At 64.9% G+C, this 18,915-nt stretch carries 17 protein-coding genes and 1 riboswitch; of the genes, 3 read left to right on the top strand and 14 right to left on the bottom strand.

Going from position 1 to position 18,915, the window contains the following annotated elements; all coding sequences use genetic code 11:
• Positions 1–165 precede the first annotated feature (165 nt).
• The 6 genes from UNPF46_RS36525 to UNPF46_RS36505 all read right to left on the bottom strand — a co-directional run bounded on the left by UNPF46_RS36525 (position 166) and on the right by UNPF46_RS36505 (position 6,219).
• Positions 166–747 carry a hypothetical protein gene (locus UNPF46_RS36525; protein ID WP_142253254.1) on the bottom strand — a complete coding sequence of 194 codons (582 nt, stop codon included), beginning with the start codon at positions 745–747 and terminating at the stop codon, positions 166–168.
• 61 nt (positions 748–808) lie between these two features.
• Positions 809–3,040, bottom strand: coding sequence for a TonB-dependent receptor (locus UNPF46_RS36520; RefSeq protein ID WP_142253253.1), 2,232 nt, complete (start codon positions 3,038–3,040; stop codon positions 809–811).
• Between the two features lie 114 nt (positions 3,041–3,154).
• A riboswitch (cobalamin riboswitch) is annotated at positions 3,155–3,369 on the bottom strand.
• Between the two features lie 96 nt (positions 3,370–3,465).
• Positions 3,466–3,729 carry a hypothetical protein gene (locus tag UNPF46_RS36515; RefSeq protein WP_245448237.1) on the bottom strand — a complete coding sequence of 88 codons (264 nt, stop codon included), beginning with the start codon at positions 3,727–3,729 and terminating at the stop codon, positions 3,466–3,468.
• Positions 3,730–3,837: 108 nt separating this feature from the next.
• Positions 3,838–4,050 (bottom strand): hypothetical protein, encoded by a 213-nt coding sequence (locus tag UNPF46_RS36510; RefSeq protein ID WP_100176848.1) that lies wholly within the window; start codon positions 4,048–4,050, stop codon positions 3,838–3,840.
• 150 nt (positions 4,051–4,200) lie between these two features.
• Complete coding sequence (locus tag UNPF46_RS38090) at positions 4,201–4,377, bottom strand: hypothetical protein (protein WP_174718894.1); 177 nt, start codon at positions 4,375–4,377, stop codon at positions 4,201–4,203.
• A 105-nt stretch (positions 4,378–4,482) separates the two neighbouring features.
• Positions 4,483–6,219: an adenylate/guanylate cyclase domain-containing protein gene (locus tag UNPF46_RS36505; RefSeq protein ID WP_100176850.1), complete on the bottom strand. Its 1,737-nt coding sequence runs from the start codon at positions 6,217–6,219 to the stop codon at positions 4,483–4,485.
• 321 nt (positions 6,220–6,540) lie between these two features.
• Between UNPF46_RS36505 and UNPF46_RS36500 the strand changes: the two genes are divergently transcribed.
• Both UNPF46_RS36500 and UNPF46_RS36495 read left to right on the top strand, forming a co-directional pair.
• On the top strand, positions 6,541–8,748 hold the full coding sequence (locus UNPF46_RS36500; protein ID WP_100176851.1) for a lytic transglycosylase domain-containing protein: 2,208 nt from the start codon (positions 6,541–6,543) through the stop codon (positions 8,746–8,748).
• A gap of 123 nt (positions 8,749–8,871) precedes the next feature.
• Positions 8,872–10,479 carry a hypothetical protein gene (locus UNPF46_RS36495; RefSeq protein WP_142253252.1) on the top strand — a complete coding sequence of 536 codons (1,608 nt, stop codon included), beginning with the start codon at positions 8,872–8,874 and terminating at the stop codon, positions 10,477–10,479.
• A 22-nt stretch (positions 10,480–10,501) separates the two neighbouring features.
• Here UNPF46_RS36495 and UNPF46_RS36490 read toward each other — a convergent pair whose 3' ends face one another.
• The gene (locus tag UNPF46_RS36490) at positions 10,502–11,476 is read right to left on the bottom strand and encodes a tripartite tricarboxylate transporter substrate binding protein BugD (RefSeq protein WP_142253251.1); all 975 of its coding nucleotides are present in this window, start codon (positions 11,474–11,476) and stop codon (positions 10,502–10,504) included.
• A gap of 200 nt (positions 11,477–11,676) precedes the next feature.
• Here UNPF46_RS36490 and UNPF46_RS36485 point away from each other — a divergent pair, with 200 nt between their 5' ends.
• Positions 11,677–12,255, top strand: a complete 579-nt coding sequence (locus UNPF46_RS36485) for a cytochrome b (RefSeq protein ID WP_283811691.1) — start codon at positions 11,677–11,679, stop codon at positions 12,253–12,255.
• An 18-nt stretch (positions 12,256–12,273) separates the two neighbouring features.
• Here UNPF46_RS36485 and UNPF46_RS36480 read toward each other — a convergent pair whose 3' ends face one another.
• From UNPF46_RS36480 to UNPF46_RS36450, 7 genes are all read right to left on the bottom strand, one after another.
• Entirely contained in the window at positions 12,274–13,515 is a 1,242-nt protein-coding gene (locus UNPF46_RS36480; protein WP_142253250.1) for a threonine synthase, read from the bottom strand.
• Between the two features lie 131 nt (positions 13,516–13,646).
• A complete protein-coding gene (gene lpdA / locus UNPF46_RS36475; RefSeq protein ID WP_142253249.1) occupies positions 13,647–15,068 on the bottom strand; it encodes a dihydrolipoyl dehydrogenase in 1,422 nt (473 codons plus the stop codon).
• A 17-nt stretch (positions 15,069–15,085) separates the two neighbouring features.
• Positions 15,086–15,319, bottom strand: coding sequence for a hypothetical protein (locus tag UNPF46_RS36470; protein ID WP_142253248.1), 234 nt, complete (start codon positions 15,317–15,319; stop codon positions 15,086–15,088).
• A gap of 22 nt (positions 15,320–15,341) precedes the next feature.
• On the bottom strand, positions 15,342–16,700 hold the full coding sequence (locus tag UNPF46_RS36465) for a pyruvate dehydrogenase complex dihydrolipoamide acetyltransferase (protein WP_142253247.1): 1,359 nt from the start codon (positions 16,698–16,700) through the stop codon (positions 15,342–15,344).
• A 57-nt stretch (positions 16,701–16,757) separates the two neighbouring features.
• Complete coding sequence (locus UNPF46_RS36460; protein WP_100176859.1) at positions 16,758–17,210, bottom strand: nucleoside deaminase; 453 nt, start codon at positions 17,208–17,210, stop codon at positions 16,758–16,760.
• Between the two features lie 2 nt (positions 17,211–17,212).
• A complete protein-coding gene (locus UNPF46_RS36455; RefSeq protein ID WP_100176860.1) occupies positions 17,213–17,515 on the bottom strand; it encodes a DUF5076 domain-containing protein in 303 nt (100 codons plus the stop codon).
• A gap of 3 nt (positions 17,516–17,518) precedes the next feature.
• Complete coding sequence (locus UNPF46_RS36450) at positions 17,519–18,907, bottom strand: pyruvate dehydrogenase complex E1 component subunit beta (protein ID WP_142253246.1); 1,389 nt, start codon at positions 18,905–18,907, stop codon at positions 17,519–17,521.
• Positions 18,908–18,915: the final 8 nt, after the last annotated feature.

Here is an 18,915-nt window from a genome sequence, read left to right as displayed (position 1 = left end):
AGCGGAATATTTTTGCGGCAGCGGATTGACAGAGGGCGACACAGGCACGGCGCCGTAGCCCGGATGGAGCGCCAGCGCAATCCGGGACGGTGCGAGATGCCGGGCGAGCCGCCCCGGATTACGCTTTCGCTCCATCCGGGCTACGGGTCTACGGGTCCTATCCGCTCACGCCGACATCGCCCCCTTGCGGCCGAACGGGGCGAGCAGGCGGACGATCTCGCAGACGGCGACGAGGCCGGCGAGCCAGGCGGCGCAGGTCAGGCCGATGCGGGTCACGATCGCGGCGGTGAAGGCGCCCTCGCCGCCGAGGAACGGCGTCGCGGCGAGCAGCGCGAGCTCGTAAACGCCATAGGCGACGACGAGCGCGATCGCCAGCATCAGCGGCGTGCGGCCCTGCGGCAGTCGGCCGAGCGCCAGCGACGCCGCCGCGGTCGCCAGCAATGAAGCCGCGCCGATGACGAAGCCCCAGGCGATGGTGTTGGCGTCGACGGGATAATGCAGCACGCCAAAGCCGATGGTCTGGTTCACGAGCCAGGCGCCGGTGACGACGAGCAGTGCCGGGCGGAGCCGCAGCATCGCTGCGGCCACCACGGCGAAGGCCGCAAACGGCGTGGCGCAGGCGAACGCGAAGCTCGCGAGCACGCACGATGCCGTCAGCAGCGCAAAGCCGAACATCGGCGCAAGGCGCGGCGCGACCGGATGAAGGCGGAAACGGTCGTCGTCAGACCGCAGGATGCTGAGCGCCATGAGTGATCTCCTTGTTTTCGAGTTCTAATCCATTTGCGGGGTTGTGACAGCCCCTGCGGCGTCAGAACGTGGCGCCGGCCTTGAGCAGATAGGTGCGGCCGGGCAGCGGATAGGCGCTGAAGCGGCCGTCGGTGAAGGTGCTTGCGATGGCGTAGTCGTAATAGAGCGCGTTCAGCACATTGTTGACGCTGAGGGACCAGAAGTAGCGCTCAACCTGGCCGCTGAGCTTGAGGTCGATCGTGCCGTTGGCGGGGATCGGCTTCTGGGTCCCGGCCTGGTCGTTGTCCATGCGCCGCTCGCTCCAGAAGCGCGCGGTGGCATCGAGCACCAGATAATTCTGCCAGATATTCCAGGTGACGCCGGCGCTCGCCGTGTAACGCGACACCAGCGGCACGTCGTTGCCGGCCCAGATGCCTTCACGGAACACCGCGCGTGTATAGGCCACGCCCGAGCGCAGCAGCAGGGCATCGTTGACGCGATAGGACAGACTGGTCTCCGAGCCGTAGCGCCGGGTCGGATCGAGATTGGTGTTGTAGAACAGGACCGGATTGAAATGGACCTCGTTGGTGAGGTCCATCAGATAGAGACTGCTCTGCAGTTGCAGCCCGCCGCCCTTGAGGCGCAGACCGCCCTCGATATCCTGGGAGCTCTGGGTCTTGAGCTGGAAGGTTTGCGGGATCGATGCGAAGGTCAGGGGATCGAAGGACGGTCCCGACGACAGGCGCTCGTCGACGTCGGGCGTGCGGAAGGCGCGCGCGGCGCGGCCGAACAGCGAGACCACGTCATTGAGGCGATGCTCGGCGCCGAGATGCAGCGCGTATTGGGTCTCGCTGCTGGTCAGCGGCAGCGCGCCGATGTCGGCGTTGAACGGCGCGGCCAGGTTGAAATTATCGCGTGCGGCAAGGCTGACGTTCTGCACCCGTGCGCCATAGGAGATATCGGTCGTCGGCGCCACGCCCAATGCGTGCTGGAAATAGCCCGCGACCGTCTGCTGCCTGAGGTCGTAATTGTGCCAGGCGGCGAGCCCCTTCCCGGCGCCGCGGTTCTGCTCAAAGCTCGCATCGTAATAGTCGATGCCGGTCAGGAGCTGCGAGGGCATGCCGAGCAAGAGGCTCTTCACGCTGAGCCGCGGCGTGATCGACCATGTCGTCAGATGGGAATCGACATAGGTCGAGGTGAAGAAGGCCGGGACCGGCATCGGGCTGGAGAAGAACGCGCTCTGCTGCTTCTTGTCACGCACGCCGCCGTCGACGATGAGGTCGACGCCGTTGACCAGGGTCTTGGTGAAGCCCGCCGTCGCGCCATAACCCTGCTGGTTGGCATAGTTGAACGGCGTGCTGGTGCCTCGCCGATTGCTCGTGAGCTCGTCGAGGCCGATGGAGGGATCGACGGTGCGGCCGCCCGGCAGTCGCAGTTCCTGATTGTCGCCGGTGACGGTGAGAAACGCAGTCAAGCCTGATGTGGTGTAGTTGAGATTGCCGACGGCATTTTTCTGGGAATAGCGATTGTTGTCGCGATAGCCGTCGGTGCTGACGGCATTGCCGTAGAACGAGGTCGACCACGGACCGGAATTGAGTGAGGTCGAGACGTTGCCGAGCCTGGTGTTGAACGAGCCGAAGCCGGCTTCGATGCGCGCGGTCACGGGCGGCCCGCCGACGCCGTTCCTGGTGACGATGTTGATCACGCCGCCGACCGCGTTGTCGCCGTAGAGCACCGCGCCGGAATTACCGCGCGTGATCTCGATCCGCTCGATGGAATTGAGCGGGATGGTGGAGAGGTCCACCTGCGCCATGTCGACGTCGTTCAGCCGCCGGCCGTTGACCAGCACCAGCGTATTGGCGGTGGCAAAAGCGCCGAAGCCGCGCAAATCCACGCTGGTCTTGGCGCCGATTGGGCCGCCATAGAACGTGGTGATCTGGGCTCCCGGCGTCTGCGCCGCGATGATCTCGGCAAGCGTCTGCGACGGCGAATGCGCGATATCGGCGGCCGTGATGACGGTCGTGGCGGCGCCGACGATGCCGCCATCGCCGGCGCCAGAATCGGATCCGGACGAGCCGGCACCACGCCCTGCCGGCGCGACAGTCGCGGCTTCCCGCGGCCGCGCCGCATCGCCATTTCCGGTCGCCCTGGCCCGCGTGCGGTTCTGATCCGCCGGCTGCTTCACCTCGATCGGCGGCAGCTGCTCGGCAAGGGCCTGCTGGGCGAAGGCGGCAGACAGATCGAGCGAATGGAGGGAGACGGACGCGAACAGGCCAGCGCTGAGGCGCCAGGCGGCAGAGATGGGACGGGACACAGTTGAAACCTCGGTATGACGTCAGTGGCACGTCACAGCGAACGAGGTTCCACGGCAGAGCGATGGATTGCTCCGGTGAAGCCAATGTCTGTACTCCCCGACCGACATCGTCGCGTGTGACCACGGCTGACGGCAGGTCTCCTGGCTCGCGGGTCGTGACCTCTACGTCGCCTTCCCAGGACCGAGATTCCCAGTGGCATGAGACGAAAGATTCACCGCTTACAGTTGCGGGGGCAGCCGTGGCGTTGAGACAGATCCCGGCGTTGGGACGTCCCGCACCACATTCCCTTTTGATCTCCGTGAGGAGAACCGTCACCGGCCATTTACGTATCGTTCCGCCGGAGAGTCAATCGACGGCCTGCCGTTGTCACCCCCGCCGGCCGACATCGCCGTACCGGCCGATGGTTCATGAGAGCGGGGCCGGGTCAGGTCCGCCCCCGCAAACGTTGCGCCTGGGCCCAGGCGGCAGCGACGTCGCGTGGCGGAACGTCGACGCGCTTGATGGGGGTCAGTTCGCCGGAGGCCGAGACGATCGCGGTCTCCTCGCGGCGGCACCGCGTGCAGACGAAGCGGACCTCATGTGGGGACGCCGACCAGCTCGACCGCTTCACATTGGCCGCCATCGGCCAGGTATCGCAATGCGAGCACGACACCAGAAATCGACCGGGATCGAGCATACCCATTTCCATCGGACTCCGCGTCCTGCCGTGTCCCTCAATGATTAACCCACGTGAATCGTTCCGGTGCCCGAGCACCGCCGGTTCCGTCCCGGGAGCAGCCGCTGCCTGCGAGTGCGCTCAGCGCGCGCCCTTGAGGGTACAGGAGGTGGTGCAAGTGACCGTCGTGCCATGATCGCAGGATTTGCAGGCGCTGACGCACTGGTTCATGTCGCGGGGATTGTAGCTGTAGTTCCGCAACGGGCAGACCGGCGTGGTCGAGCCCGTGATGTCCTGCTCCTGGTCGCAGGCGGCCGTCATGAGCGCGAATATGATCACGGCAACGAGGCGCATGGGATTGCCCTGTCAGACTTGGCAATGACACTCGCGAGACGCGCTGCATTGCAGCGAACCCCGGCCTTCCCACCACGGGCATCGCCGATCAGCGACGCCTGAGTGCCATCAGGATGCGCGCCAGATGTTAAGAACGGATTGCAGCCGGCCTCAGGCCGCAGCCCTGGTCGCGATTGCCTGCCGCATGTCCACCGCCAGCTGACGGTACTGCTCCGAAAGCTTCAGATAGAACTCGCGCTTGGTGCTGTCGGTGGCGAGCTTGGCGATCAGCTCGCATTCGGCCGTGAGTGTCTCGAACCGTTCCAGCCTGTCCTGAAGTTCTGGCATCGGCGTGTCCCCATCAAACGCCTCAAGGACATCCAACCTAAGCCCGCGGAATAGGTCACGGCGAACATCGTTATCGAGTAGAATCAATTTTTCCGATGCGGCCGCCTATTTGCTGTCGAGCCGCCAGGCGCCGTCCCATCCCTCGTCCGGCGGGCTCGCCTCGAACTGCGCGATGCGGCCGAGCATGGTGCGCGAGGGGCCATCGCCGGGGACGGCTTCGAGCGCCGCGTTGAAGCCGGCGCGCGCCGCATCGAAGCGCCGGATACGATAGGCGGCGAGCGCTTCGGCATAATGCGCGCGCAAGCCGGCTTGCGCATCGGTCAGTGCGCCCGCCCGCGCCATCACCTCGAAGATCGGCTGCGGCGCGCTCTGGCCCGCGACGGCCAGACGATCGATCTCGCGCAGCTCGAGCCGCGATCCGATCGCCTCGGCCGTTGCCTGCGAGACCAGGATGCGGGTGCCGTAGACCTTGTTGGCGGCCTCCAGCCGCGAGGCCAGGTTCACGGCATCGCCCATCACGGTGAAGCTCATCATCAGCTCGGAGCCGATGCTGCCGGTCAGGACCTCGCCGGTGGCGATGCCGATCCGCAAATCGCACGGCGCGGGCATGGCGCGGATGCCAAGCAGGTCGGGCAGCTGCCTCTGCAGCGCCGGCACCTGGTCGGCCATCTCGATGGCGGCGACGCCGGCCAAGAGCGCCTGCTCGTCCTCCTCGACGAAGGGCGGGCCCCAATAGGACATGATGGCGTCGCCGATATACTTGTCGATGACGCCGCGATTGCTCCTGACGGGCGCGGACATCACCGTGAAATAATGGTTCATCACCTTGACGAGGCCGCGCGGCGTCATGCCCTCGCTCATCGAGGTGAAACCGCTCATATCGCAGAACATGATGGTCATGACCCGGCGCTCGCCGTCGATGGCGACCTCCGGCCGGTCGATCAGCCCCTGCACCACCTTGGGATCGATGTAGCGGCCGAAGGTCTCGCGGATGCGCTCATTGTGCCTGAGCTGCTCGGTCATGCGGTTGAAGGCTGCGGCGAGCTCGCCGATCTCGTCCTGGGTGGAGACGGTGATGGTCTTGTCGAAGCGGCCCGCCTCCACCTCGCGGGTGCCGGCGAGCAGCAGCCGCACCGGGCGCGTGATACCGCTGGACACCATGAGCGCAAACACAAAGCCGACGATCGCCGCGAGCAACGTCACGACGCCCGACACGACGATCGCCTGATGCTGGCGGCTGATCACCTGCGACGTCGAGAAGAACACCTGCGTCAGCATGTCGGCGCGGATCGCATCGACCTTGCGGTTGAACGCGTCGCGCAGACCGTCGAGCTGTTCCAGCGTGCCGCGGGCCGCGGCCATGTCCTTGGCCTCGACCTGCTTGAGCAGTTTTGCATTGCCCTCGTCCAGATTGCGCCGCAGCTCGGTGACGGCGTTCTCGATGCGGACGTCGATCCGCCCCAGCGCGGCATTGTCCGAATACGTCCTGGGATCGTCGATGATCGCGTTGATGAGCTTGCGCGCGGCCTCGGCCTCCTCCTCGAACTTGCGGTCCGATTGTTCGAAGGCGCGAAGGCGCGCCGTATAGGCCTCATCGTCCGAAGGGGCCTCCATTCTGGTCATGACCATCCGCCGCAGCGCCAGCGCGCGCTCCAGCGATTGGATGTTGGCGCGGGCCAGATGGCTGTAGGCCGGGATGTAGCGGTTGGTCAGCTCGTCGAGCAGGACGCCGACCTGGCTGGACATCACCATCGACAGGATCGAGGTGACCAGCATCAGGACGATCAATCCGAGGGCGATGCCGACGATCTTGCGCCGGATCGACTGGTTGAAAAGCGGCATTGGTGCGGGGCAAAGGCCAGAAGGATGGAGCGATGGAACTCCATACACCGGATCCGACCAGGGGAACACGCGCAATTGGGGTCCGCTGACGCCCGGAACCGACCCGGCCGTCGTGCAGGGCCGGATCGTTAACGAAGGTTAAAGGGACTGCCCTTTGCGCCAGTCCCGAAGTTCCCGCGTCGCATCTGTATTTTGCCGCATTGTTGCGACAGCGTGAGGAATGCGGGACGATGCCGTGGCATCGTCTTCGATGCCTTTGATTCTCAAGCCGCATGTCGTCGCGGACCTTGGTTTGTAGTGGTTTCGCAGGGGGACCATGGAATGAACCAGTGCCTACGCTCGCTCGCGTGTGTCGTTGCCGTGGCCGCGTTGGCCCTCATTCCCACCGAGCTGGCAGCGAAGAGCAGTCACAAATCGTCCGCGCCGAAGAAGTCGCATGAGGCGAAAGCCGGCAAGCAGCGTCATGCCAACGCCGGCAAGGCGCGGCATGTCAAGCAAGCAAATGGCAAGCATGCCGAGGCCAAGCGCAAGTCGAAGACGCAAGACGAGGCGCCCGCAGACAAGCCGGCAGCGCCGGCGCTCACCGGCGACCTTGCCGCGCTGAAGGACGCGATCGATCTCGCGCGCAAGGGCAAGACCGAGGACGCCAGCGCCGCGCGCGACCGCATTGCCGATCCCGCTGGCCAGAAGCTCGCCGACTGGTTCATGCTGCGCCACTCCGAGAGCACGGCGAATTTCAAGCGCTACGCCGCCTTCCTCGCCGCCAATCCGGACTGGCCGAGCCGAACCCTGCTCCGCCGCCGCGCCGAGGCGCGGCTGTGGCAGGAGAAGAGCGACGCTGCCACCGTGCACAAATTCACCATGGACCGCCCGATCAGCGCCAAGGGCAAGTTCGCGCTCGCCCGTGTGCTGCTGACCGAAGGCGATGCCGACCGAGCCGCGCGCCTCGTGCGCGAGGCCTGGCGCACGGACGAATTGTCCGAGCGCAGCGAGGAGGATTCCTACGAGGCGTTCCGCGATCTCTTGACCGCAGACGATCATCGCGCCCGCATGGACAAGCGGCTCGGCGCCAAGGACTACGCGGCTGCGCGGCGCGCCGCAAAGCGGCTCGGCGAGGACGAGCTTGCGATCGTCAAGGCCTGCGCCGCCGTGACTGGCAAAGCCAACAAGGCCAAGGACTATCTCGACGACGTCTCGACGGAAGCCCGCCGCGATCTCGGTTATGTGCTGTGCCGCGCCCAATGGCACCTGCAGAAGGACCGCATCGACGACGCCGCCGAGGTGATCCTGGCCGCCGCACCCGACACCATGGCGGCGCAGGATACCGACGCCTGGTGGCGCGAGCGCCGCCTGCTCGCGCGCAAGCTGCTCGACCAGGGCAAGTCCAGAACCGCCTATGACGTGGTGCGCACCGCCGCGGTGCCCGAGAAGGAAGTCTATCGCGTCGACTACCACTTCATGTGCGGCTGGATCGCGCTGCGCTTTCTTGGCGATCCCAAGGCGGCGATGGTGCACTTCGCCGCGATCGACGAAGGCTCGGCCAATCCGCTCGCGCTGTCGCGCGCCCATTATTGGCGCGGCCGTGCGGCCGAGGCCATGGGCGCCATGGCCGATGCGCGCATGAGCTACAGGGCCGCGGCGCGCTATCCGACTGCCTATTACGGCCAGCTGGCGCGTGCCAAGCTCGGTCTCGACCGGATCGAGCTGCGTCCGCCCTCGCCCGTGCTGGCCGCAGTCGACACGTCGCCCGCCGACGAGCGCGTGCGCGCCGCCGAGATGCTCTACGGCATCGGCGAGCGCGACATGGTGTTCTATTACGCCGAGGATTTCGCCAAGGAGAGCACCGACGTCACGGCGCTCGAAGCGCTCGGCGAGCTTGCCGGGCAGCGCAACGACGCGCGCGTGATGCTGGAGGTCGGCAAGACCGCGCTGGCGCGCGGGCTCGCGCTCGACCATTACGCCTTCCCGACCATCGGCATCCCCGAGCACAAGCAGGTCGCGCCCGCGATCGAGACCAGCGTGATCTATTCGGTGGCACGCACCGAGAGCTCGTTCGACCAGCGCGACAAGTCGCCCGCGAACGCGGTCGGCCTGATGCAGGTAACGCCGGAAGCCGGCCGCGACACCGCCAAACGCTTCGGCTTGACTTATGACTGGGACAAGATGGTCTCCGATCCCGTCTACAACACGCAGATGGGCGCGGCCGAGCTCAGTGCGCTGCTGTCGGAATATCGGGGCAACCAGATCATGACCTTCGCCGGCTACAATGCCGGCCGCGGCCGCGTGCGCGAATGGGTGCAGGCGCGCGGCGATCCACGCGACCCCAATGTCGATCCGGTCGACTGGGTCGAGCGCATCCCGCTGTCGGAGACGCGCAACTACGTCCAGCGCGTGATGGAGAACGTGCTGGTCTACCGCGCGCGGTTCGAAGGCAGCGGCATGGTCGCCGGCAAGACCGACGAGCGCGTGGTGACGAAGGACGCCAGCGCCAAGGCAACGCCGGTGGGATTGACTGGGGCCGGCGACTGATCGTCGGGCCCTGAGGCTCCAGGCCGTCAGCCCGGGACCACCAGGCCGCTCATGGGGCGGACTGTCACACCCGCGCGCGGCGTTGCAGAGTCATCTTGACGCAACTCCCCAAATTATTCAATTTTGGCGATCGTTATTTTTTTGTTGCATTTTTTGGGTGTATCGATGGATTGTACGCGCGTTTCGGTGCCGCTCGATCGTATTTCCCGCAATCTCGTCCGCCTGGCGACGCTAGCCGGAATTGCCCTGATCGCCATAGGAGGTTTGCCGGCCAAGGCGCAGAACCAGGAAGCCTGCACCCAGCTGGAAGCCAAATTGGATGTGATCAAAGCGGCGGACCGGGAGATTGCCGAGGCCGATGGCATCATTGACGCGGCCGGGAAGTCGGAGACTGAAAAGACTGCGGCCAAGGAGCAGAAGGAGGCCGCAAGCAAGATCAAGGCGGCCGCCTCGAAATCCAATCCGTTGCAGTACGAGCTGAACAGGCTCTCGACTTTACCGGCCGAGCTGCGCGTCGAGAGCAGCAGCAACAGTCTGCCCGGCGGAGGGCAGGCCTGGTTCAACATCGTCGGTGCGCCCTTCAGCGACGAACGTGCGAATGTGTGCGTCCGGCTCTATCAACGAACCTCGCCGCAGCCGCGATCGGCGGCTCCTCCCCAACCGGCGCAGCAGAAACCACCCGCGCAGCAGACAGAACCGGCACAGTCGGAGAACTTCACGCAGGTCTCGATCGCGCAATCCTATCGCTTCGTCGATGCGACAGATAAGAACACGCCGAAATATCGCATCATATTCAATGTGGAGGCTCCGGGTTCGCCCCAACTGCAGTCAACAGACCGGGACTACCTGCTGGTCGCGTTCTTCGCGGCCGCCAAACCTGCCGATAGCAAGCTGCTAACCTACTTCACCACGAAGTCTGTGACGCACAAAATGCCGGCTGTCATCGCGGCGCTGCTGTTCGTTAGCATCATCTATATCGGGCTGGCCTGGGCGACTTATGATCTCAAGGACATGGGCGACCTCACGGGTCTGAGCCGCGACCTCTATGCCGTCAGCCCGATCCGCATCACGGCCGGCGTTCTCGGCGATTCCAGCATCTCTCAAGTCCAGGTCGTCCTGTTCACCTTCATCGTCGCGGGACTGCTGTTCTATCTATGGCTCCGCACCGGATTGCTTGCGAGCATCTCCGCCGACCTGCTTTACCTCCTCGGCATCAGTGCAGTGGGCGCCGGCGGCGCCAAATACACGGCCACACTGAAGGCCGAGCTCGACAAGGAAGCGAATGATTTTGCGCTCGCCAAGGGCTGGTACAATTGGACTCCAATACCGGCAGCCAAGAACGCAAATCTGGCAAACCTGCTGATGACCGGGCAGCGACTCGACGTCTACAAATTCCAGGTGGCCGTCTTCACTCTGGTCGTCGCAGCCTACGTCCTCTCCAGCGGTCAGAACGATCTGGGAGACGTCACGATATCAGAGACGATGCTGTATCTGATCGGCATCTCCCAGGGCGTCTATATCGGCGGCAAGGCGATTACCGACCGGAAAACGCTGATCGAAAATGCGATCAAGAAGATGAACGCTCTGGAAAAGGAGACGGACCCAGCCAAGAAGAAGGAATATGCCGCCGCGGAGGAGACAGCGAAGCGGGAATTCGCATCGTTCTTCCAGCTGGAGCAGGACAAGCCGCGCGACCTGCCCCCACCGGCGCCACCCGCCCCGATTCCATGAGCGGCGCCGATCCCGCTCCGCCTCAATCCACCTTGATGTTCGCCGCCTTGATGATCGGCCACCATTTTGCGATCTCGGCCTTCTGACGGGCACCGAGCGCTTCGGGCGTGAGCTGATCCTTCGGCGTCATCTCGAGGCCCTGGCCTTCGAGCTGCTTCCTCACGGCGGGATCGTTCAGTGCTTCCACGGCCGCGGCGTTGAGCTTGGCCACGATCTCCTTCGGCGTGCCCTTCGGCACCCATAGGCCCGACCACAGCGTCATGTTGAAGCCCTTCAGGCCCGCCTCTTCCGCGGTCGGGATGTCGGGCGCCGAGGCGAGGCGCTTGCTGTCGGTGATGGCGTAGGCGCGGATGGTGCCGGCGCGAACCTGGGCGATCGAGTTGGAGGTCTGGTCGACGATGAGGTCGATCTGGCCGGCGATCAGGTCGTTCAGCGCGGGCGCGGTGCCGCGATAGGGCACATATTGCAGCTTGATACCGGAGACGCTTTCGAAATAGACGCCGGCAATGTGGCTGCCGGAGCCGGCGCCCGCGGTCCCCGCCGTCGGCGGCGAGGGGCGCGACTTCAGCCATTCGATCAGTTCCTTCAGCGACGTCGCGGGCACCGCGTTCTTGCTGACGACGATCATCGGATTGCTCGGCAGCAGCACCACCGGCTCGAGGTCGGCGACGAGGTCGTATTTGAGCTTGTAGACGGCGCCGTTGGCGACGTGTGTCCCGAGATGGCCGAAGGAGATGGTGTATCCGTCAGGCGGCGATTGCACGGCACGGGCAACGCCGATCGAGCCACCGGCGCCGGTGACGTTCTCGACCACGAGAGGCTGGCCGAGCGAAATGCGCATCCGCTCGGCGAGCACGCGCGCCATCGCATCCGACGGTCCGCCGGCCGCGAACGGCACGATGATGGTGATGGGATGGGTGGGATAGTCATCGGCGCGCGCGCCAGACGTCAATCCAAGACCCGCAACGAGTAGCGCCCATAGCAATTTACGCCCCATGCCTGCTCACCTCCGCCCTTTCTTGCTCGCGCGACACCGCCGCGCTTTCTTGTTTCGAGCTGACAAATATCACGCTATTGGCATTAGACACATCATTGCGAACTACGTAATTCGTCGCGGCCTGCAGCATCAGCCGCGGGCCGAACGGTCCTTGGGAATGTCGCTGGCCGTTCTGGCCGGCACGATATGACCACGAGCCCATGACGATCGAATCAACGTCCCCATCCTACGCGCCGCTGCTGCGGTGGATTCACTGGACGACTGCCATCCTGTTCATCATTGCGATGCTGATCGGCCTCTATTGCGGCCTGCAGTCGCCGGGCACGTCGCCGCGCCGAGAATTGCTCGAGGTGCATAAATCGCTCGGCGAGACGCTGCTTTTCCTGACGATCCTGCGGCTTCTGGTTCGCGCCGTGACCAAAGCGCCGTCAATGCCGCACGATTCCAGTGCGTTCGTCCGGCTTGCGGCCGGATTGAACCATCTGGTGCTCTACGGTCTGCTCGTCGCGATGCCGGTTACGGGATATTTGTTCTCTTCAGCCGGCGGCTATCGATTGAAATATTTCGGGATGTTCGATCTGCCGCGCCTGTTTGCAGGCAATCAGGTCGTCGCTCATCTTGGCGAAGCCGTCCACGGTGTGCTTGCTTGGCTCGTCTACGCCACGGTCGCCGCGCATATCGGCGCGACGTTCTGGCACGCCGTCGTGAAAAAAGACGACACTTTGGCCCGCATGCTGCCGCCTCGCAGCGCGGCAGGATCGGTCAACGACGGATCCTGATCGGCGGGGGCGGAACAGTCAGAATTGCGCGTAGTCGATCGGCTTGTGGCGGTCGAGCGTACGCGTGACCGGCGGCAACGGGTACTTCAGGCCGGTGGCGCAGTTGAAGAGCATGACGCGATCGCTCTTCGAGACGCGGCCGTCGGCAAGGCTCTCCTTGTAGGCGGCGTAGGTCGCGGCGCCCTCGGGGCAGAGCAGCAGCCCCTCCTCGCGCGCGACCTCGTTGAGCGCCGCGGAGATCTTGTCGTCATCGACGGCGATCGCAAAGCCCTTGCTCTCGCGCACCGCGCGCAGGATGAGGAAATCGCCGATCGCCTGCGGCACGCGGATGCCGGAGGCGATGGTGTGGGCGTCCTCCCAGCGCGTGGCGTGCTCGGTGCCGGCCTCGTAAGCACGCACCATCGGTGCGCAGCCCGAAGCCTGCACCGCGACCATGCGCGGGCGCTTCGAACCGATGAAGCCGATCTTCTCGAGCTCGTCGAACGCCTTCCACATGCCGATCAGGCCGGTGCCGCCGCCGGTCGGATAGAAGATCACGTCGGGCACGTCCCAGCCGAGCTGCTCGGCGAGCTCGAGGCCCATCGTCTTCTTGCCTTCGATGCGGTACGGCTCCTTCAAGGTCGAGGTATCGAACCAGCCGACTTTTGCTTTTCCCTCGCCGACGATCTTGCCGCAATCGTCGATATAGCCGTTGACGCGGTAGACGGTCGCGCCCTGCAGCTCGATCTCGCTGACGTTCACTTCGGGCGTATCGGCCGGGCAGAAGATCGTGGTCTTGATGCCGCAGGAGGTCGCGTAGGCCGCGAGCGCCGCGCCGGCATTGCCGTTGGTCGGCATCGCCATGTGCTTGATGCCGAGCGCCTTGCCCATCGACACCGCCATCACGAGGCCGCGTGCCTTGAACGAGCCGGTCGGCAGGCGTCCCTCGTCCTTGACGATGATCTCGCCGCCGCCGAGCTTCTTAGCCAGCTTCGGCAGCCGGATCAGCGGCGTCGTGACCTCGCCGAGCGAGACGATGTCCTGGCATTTGCGCACCGGCAGCAGCTCGCGATAGCGCCACATGTCGCCGGGTCGCTGTGCGAGGGCGTCCTTGGTCAGCGCCTTCTTCACGCCTGCGAGGTCGTAGCGCACCAGCAGCGGCTTGCCGGCCTTGGAGAGGTTGTGAACCTGGTCGGCGGCGTAATGATCGCCCTCCATCGCGCATTCGAGATGGGTGACGAAGGTTGGGCGTTCGATGGTGAGGTTGTCGTTGTCGTGCATGGCTCGATTCTTTCTTCTTCCTTGTTGCCAGTTTCTAGCCTCCGTCATTGCCGGGCTTGACCCGGCAATCCATCTCACGAAGAGCGCTTCGCTGGATGGATGCGCGGGTCAAGCCCGCGCATGACGAGCGGTCAAATATTCAACACCCGTCCATACGCATCCAGCACCGCTTCCTTCATCATCTCCGACAGCGTCGGATGCGGGAACACCGTGTGCATCAGCTCTTCTTCCGTGGTCTCCAGGTTCATGGCGACGACGTAGCCCTGGATCAGCTCGGTCACTTCGGCGCCGACCATGTGGGCCCCTAACAGCTGGCCGGTCTTCTTGTCGAAGATCACCTTGACGAGGCCCTGGTCCTCGCCGAGCGCGATCGCCTTGCCGTTGCCGACAAAGGGGAAACGGCCGACGCGAATCTCGCGGCCGCTCTCCTTGGCCTTGGCTTCGGTGAGGCCGACGGAGGCGACCTGTGGATGGCAATAGGTGCAGCCCGGGATCAGGTTCTTGTCCATGGGGTGCGGATGCAACCCCTTGATCGCTTCGACGCAGATCACGCCCTCATGCTCGGCCTTGTGCGCGAGCATCGGGGGCCCGGCGACGTCACCGATGGCATAGATGCCGGGAATGTTGGTCTTGCCGTAGCCATCGATCACGATGCAGCCGCGGTCGGTTTTGACACCAAGCTTCTCGAGGCCGAGATTCTCGATATTGCCGACGACACCAACCGCCGAGATCACGCGCTCGAACTCGGTCGTGACGGGCTTGCCCTTGCCGTCGTCGATGGTCGCAACGACGCTGTCGGCCTTCTTCTCAAGCTTCGTGACCTTGGTCGAGGACATGATCTTGATGCCCTGCTTCTCCAGCCGCTTGCGGGCAAGGCCCGCGATCTCGGCGTCCTCGACGGGCAGGATCTGCGGCAGCACCTCGACGACGGTGACGTCGGAGCCCATGGTCTTGAAGAACGAGGCGAACTCTATGCCGATCGCGCCCGAGCCGACCACCAGCAGCGATTTCGGCATCCGCTCCGGCACCATCGCCTCGAAATAGGTCCAGATCAGCTTCTTGTCGGGCTCGAGCCCGGGCAGCACGCGCGGCCGCGCGCCGGTCGCGACGATGATGTGCTTGGCCTGATAGCTCCCCTCGCCCAGCGACCCCTTCGGCGCCTCGACGTCGGACTTCTTCACGGTGACCTTGCCCGGGGCGTCGATCGAGGCCGCGCCCCAGATCACGCTGACCTTGTTCTTCTTCATCAGGAAGCCGACGCCGTCGTTGAGCCGCTTCGAGACGCCGCGCGAGCGCTGCACCACCGCCTTCGGGTCGTAGGAGATGTTGTCGGCCGACAGGCCGTAATCCTTGGCGTGCTGCATGTAGTGATAGATCTCGGCCGAGCGCAGCAGTGCCTTGGTCGGGATGCAGCCCCAGTTCAGGCAGATGCCGCCGAGATACGACTTCTCGATGATCGCGGTCTTGAGGCCGAGCTGGGCGGCACGGATGGCGGCGACATAGCCGCCGGGACCGGAGCCGATGATGATGACGTCGAAGGATGTGTCGGCCATGGCGGCTCCCGTTCAACTCAAGAGGCGCCGCGAGCGCGGCGCTTGACCAGAAAAGATCTCACCAGCCATTCGAGCACCACCACCAGGCCTAGGACGGCCAGCGCGGCGAGCACGATGGGCTGAGCGATGTTCCGTGCCAGTTGCTCTCCGGCAAAGAACGCAGAGTGAAGAAAGTCGAGCCCAATCGGGTTGAGCGCGACGACGGCGCCGAGCAGCAGCGATATCCATGGCCAGCGGGTACGGACATGCAAGGTTGCCCCCTCTGCCGCGGCGTCAGACCATCATCATCACGGGGTTTTCGATCAGCTGCTTGAACGCGCCGATCAGCTCGGCGCCGAGCGCACCGTCGATGGCGCGGTGATCGCAGGAGAGAGTGACGCTCATCATGTGCGCGATCTCGATCTTGCCACCGCGCACGACAGGACGCTCCTCGCTGGTGCCGACCGCGAGGATGGTCGCATGCGGCGGGTTGATCACGGCGGTGAAGTGGCTGATGCCGTACATGCCGAGGTTGGAGACCGCGGTGGTGCCGCCCTGATATTCCTCTGGCTTCAGCTTGCGCGAGCGGGCTCGGGCGGCGAAATCCTTCATTTCGTTGGAGATGGTCGAGAGGGTCTTGGTCTCCGCTTTCCGGATGATCGGGGTGATCAGGCCGCCGGGCATCGCCACGGCAACGCCGACGTCGGAATGGTGATGCTTGACCATGCCGCTTTCGGTCCAGCTGACATTGCAGTTCGGGATCTTCTGCAGCGCCACCGCCATCGCCTTGATGACGAAGTCGTTGACCGAGATCTTGTAGAGCGGCTTCTTCTCCTTGTCCTTCGGCGCGGCAGCGTTGATCTCCTCGCGCGCGGCGAGCAGCTTGCCGATGTCGCAGTCGATGGTCAGGTAGAAGTGCGGGACGTTCTGGATCGACGCGGTCAGGCGTTGCGCAATGGTGCGGCGCATGCCGTCATGCGGGACGATCTCGTAGGAACCAGGCTCGAACAGCGACAGGATCTGCTTGTCCGACATGGTCGGCGCGATCGAGGGCGCACCGGACGGTGCCGCGGCGGGCGCCTTGAGACCCTTGCCGGACTTGGCCTGCTCGACGTCGCGCGCCACGACCCGGCCGTGCGGGCCGGTGCCGCTGACCATGCCGACGTCGATGCCGGCTTCCTTGGCGAGACGCCGGGCGAGCGGTGAGGAGAACACGCGGCCGGCATGGCCGTTGCTCTGCGCGGCTGGAGCTGCGGCCTGCGGCGCCGGAGCGGCGGCGGGCGGCGGTGCAGCCTTGGGCGCGGCCGGTGCAGGCGCCGGCGCAGCGGCGGGAGCTTCAGTGGGCTTCTCGGCCTTCGGCGGCGCAGCCGACGCGCTGGGCTTGGCGCTGCCTGCAGCCTTCACGTCCTCGCCTTCGCCGGCGAGCACCGCGATCACGTCGTTGACCGGGACGTCCTGCGTGCCCTCGGGCACCAGGATCTTGGCGATCGTGCCCTCGTCGATGGCCTCGACCTCCATGGTCGCCTTGTCGGTCTCGATCTCGGCGATGACGTCGCCGGACTTGACCTTGTCGCCTTCCTTCTTCAGCCACTTGGCGAGGTTGCCCTTCTCCATCGTCGGCGAGAGAGCGGGCATCAGGATGTTGATGGGCATGCTGACCTCAAGAAGAACTTTGCAATACGTCGTCTCCGACAGCGAAGACGACCAGGTTTAGTTGCCGATGTCGCCCTGCCACAGGCGCTCATTGGCAGGGATGGAACGCCAATTCTTCATCATGCTGATGGAGCGGTCGTCGGCAAGGTCGATCCAGGGGATGCCGAACTTGTCGAGAATGTCCTTGGAGCCCTCGAAGGTGACGGACTCTCCGATCACCACGAGCTTGACCTTGAACAAAGCGAGCGCGCCGGCGCACATCGCGCATGGCGACAGCGTGGTGTACATGACGGTGTCGTGAAACGAGATCGCGCCAGCTTCGCGCAGGCAGCTCATCTCGCCGTGCAGGATCGGGTTGTTCTCCTGCACGCGGTTGTTGTGGCCGCGGGCGATGATCTTGTTGTCGCGCGTCAGCACGGCGCCGATCGGCAGGCCGCCTTGCGCGATCGAGTCCTGCGCCTCGCGGATCGCCTCCAGCATGAAATCGAAATGATAGGATTCGATTGCCAAGGTCAGTGCCCCTTCCCGCGCGGCGTCGTCGTGCCGGTGTCGGTCGGACGCTCGATCTCGGCCTGGAACATGTCCAGGATCCGGCTCAAGGCGTCCTCTTCCGTGTATTCGCTCTCGCGCGCATAGGCGCGCGCGGCGTGGCGGGCGAGATCGACGAGCAGCAAGCCCCACATGTCAGGCTCTTCGAAGGCACGCTGGAACGCCATCGACAGCCCGCCATCCAGCACGAACACGCGCAGGATCTCGACCGCGTCGTCGCGGGCGAGGACGTCGGGCGGCAGTGGCTGCTCCTTCGGGCCCGCCATGATCTACCTGTAGCAGACGGCTTTGGCGGCCTCGACGACTTCCGCTGCCGAGGGCAGCGCGAGCTTCTCCAGGTTGGCGGCATAGGGCATCGGCACGTCCTTGCCGGAGACACGCGCAACCGGCGCATCCAGATAGTCGAAGGCGTGCTCCATGATGCGCGCGGCGATCTCGGCGCCGACGCCGCTCTGGGCCCAGCCCTCTTCAACCGTGACGGCGCGACCGGTCTTCTTGACGGAGTTGATGATGGTCTCGGTGTCCATCGGGCGCAGCGTGCGCAGATCGATCACCTCGGCCTCGATGCCGTCTTTGGCGAGCTCGTCGGCGGCCTTCAGCGCATAGGTCATGCCGTTCGACCAGGAGATGATGGTGACGTGGCTGCCCGAACGCGCGATGCGCGCCTTGCCGATCGGGATGATGAAGTCGTCGAGCTTGGGCACCTCGCCGGTGTGGCCGTAGAGCACCTCGTTCTCGAGGAAGATCACCGGATTGGGATCGCGGATCGCGGCCTTGAGCAGGCCCTTGTAGTCGGCGGCAGAGAACGGCGCGACGACCTTGAGGCCGGGGACGTTGGAGTACCAGGCCGAATAATCCTGGCTGTGCTGGGCGGCGACGCGGGCTGCCGCACCGTTAGGTCCGCGGAACACGATCGAGCAGCCCATCTGGCCGCCGGACATATAGAGCGTCTTGGCCGCGGAGTTGATGATCTGGTCGATTGCCTGCATGGCGAAGTTGAAGGTCATGAACTCGACGATCGGCTTGAGGCCGGTCATGGCCGCGCCGACGCCGACGCCGGCAAAGCCGTGCTCGGTGATCGGGGTGTCGATCACGCGCTTGGGGCCGAACTCCTGGAGCAGGCCCTGCGTCACCTTGTAGGCGCCCTGATATTCGGCGACCTCTTCGCCCATCACGAAGACGTCGGGGTCGCGGCGCATTTCTTCAGCCATGGCATCGCGCAAGGCTTCGCGGATGGTCTGCGTCACCATCTCGGTGCCCGCGGGCACTTCGGGATCGGGCTCGGCGACGGCCTGCGGCGCGGGTGCCGCCTTGGGCTGCGGGGCTTCGCTCTTGGCGGCAGCGGGCGGCGCGGACTCCGCGGCCTTCTCCTGCTTCGCCGGCGCAGGCGCCTTGGCGAGATCGGCGGCGCTTTCGCCATCGGCGAGAATGGTCGCGATCGGCGTGTTCACCGCGACATCGGCGGTGCCCTCGGGAATCAGGATCTTGCCGAGCGTCCCCTCGTCGGTCGCCTCGACCTCCATGGTCGCCTTGTCGGTCTCGATCTCGGCGATCACGTCACCCGACTTGATCGTCTCGCCTTCCTTCTTCAGCCATTTGGCGAGGTTGCCCTTCTCCATCGTGGGCGACAACGCGGGCATCAGCACTTGAATTGGCATGTCTTCTC

Origin of the sequence: Bradyrhizobium sp. UNPF46 (genome assembly GCF_006658625.1) — a bacterium.
GTDB classification, from domain to species: Bacteria; Pseudomonadota; Alphaproteobacteria; order Rhizobiales; family Xanthobacteraceae; genus Bradyrhizobium; species Bradyrhizobium nitroreducens.
The sequence above is the reverse complement of the archived record's forward strand: the minus strand, read 5'-3'. Positions and strand labels throughout refer to the sequence as shown.

Bases quoted from the DNA above. Each gene is read 5' to 3' on its own strand.
- UNPF46_RS36525 (WP_142253254.1), bottom strand. From the start codon at position 747: ATGGCGCTCAGCATCCTGCGGTCTGACGACGACCGTTTCCGCCTTCAT.
- UNPF46_RS36515 (WP_245448237.1), bottom strand. From the start codon at position 3,729: ATGGAAATGGGTATGCTCGATCCCGGTCGATTTCTGGTGTCGTGCTCG.
- UNPF46_RS36510 (WP_100176848.1), bottom strand. From the start codon at position 4,050: ATGCGCCTCGTTGCCGTGATCATATTCGCGCTCATGACGGCCGCCTGC.
- UNPF46_RS38090 (WP_174718894.1), bottom strand. From the start codon at position 4,377: ATGCCAGAACTTCAGGACAGGCTGGAACGGTTCGAGACACTCACGGCC.
- UNPF46_RS36505 (WP_100176850.1), bottom strand. From the start codon at position 6,219: ATGCCGCTTTTCAACCAGTCGATCCGGCGCAAGATCGTCGGCATCGCC.
- UNPF46_RS36500 (WP_100176851.1), top strand. From the start codon at position 6,541: ATGAACCAGTGCCTACGCTCGCTCGCGTGTGTCGTTGCCGTGGCCGCG.
- UNPF46_RS36490 (WP_142253251.1), bottom strand. From the start codon at position 11,476: ATGGGGCGTAAATTGCTATGGGCGCTACTCGTTGCGGGTCTTGGATTG.
- UNPF46_RS36485 (WP_283811691.1), top strand. From the start codon at position 11,677: ATGACGATCGAATCAACGTCCCCATCCTACGCGCCGCTGCTGCGGTGG.
- UNPF46_RS36480 (WP_142253250.1), bottom strand. From the start codon at position 13,515: ATGCACGACAACGACAACCTCACCATCGAACGCCCAACCTTCGTCACC.
- lpdA (WP_142253249.1), bottom strand. From the start codon at position 15,068: ATGGCCGACACATCCTTCGACGTCATCATCATCGGCTCCGGTCCCGGC.
- UNPF46_RS36465 (WP_142253247.1), bottom strand. From the start codon at position 16,700: ATGCCCATCAACATCCTGATGCCCGCTCTCTCGCCGACGATGGAGAAG.
- UNPF46_RS36455 (WP_100176860.1), bottom strand. From the start codon at position 17,515: ATGGCGGGCCCGAAGGAGCAGCCACTGCCGCCCGACGTCCTCGCCCGC.
- UNPF46_RS36450 (WP_142253246.1), bottom strand. From the start codon at position 18,907: ATGCCAATTCAAGTGCTGATGCCCGCGTTGTCGCCCACGATGGAGAAG.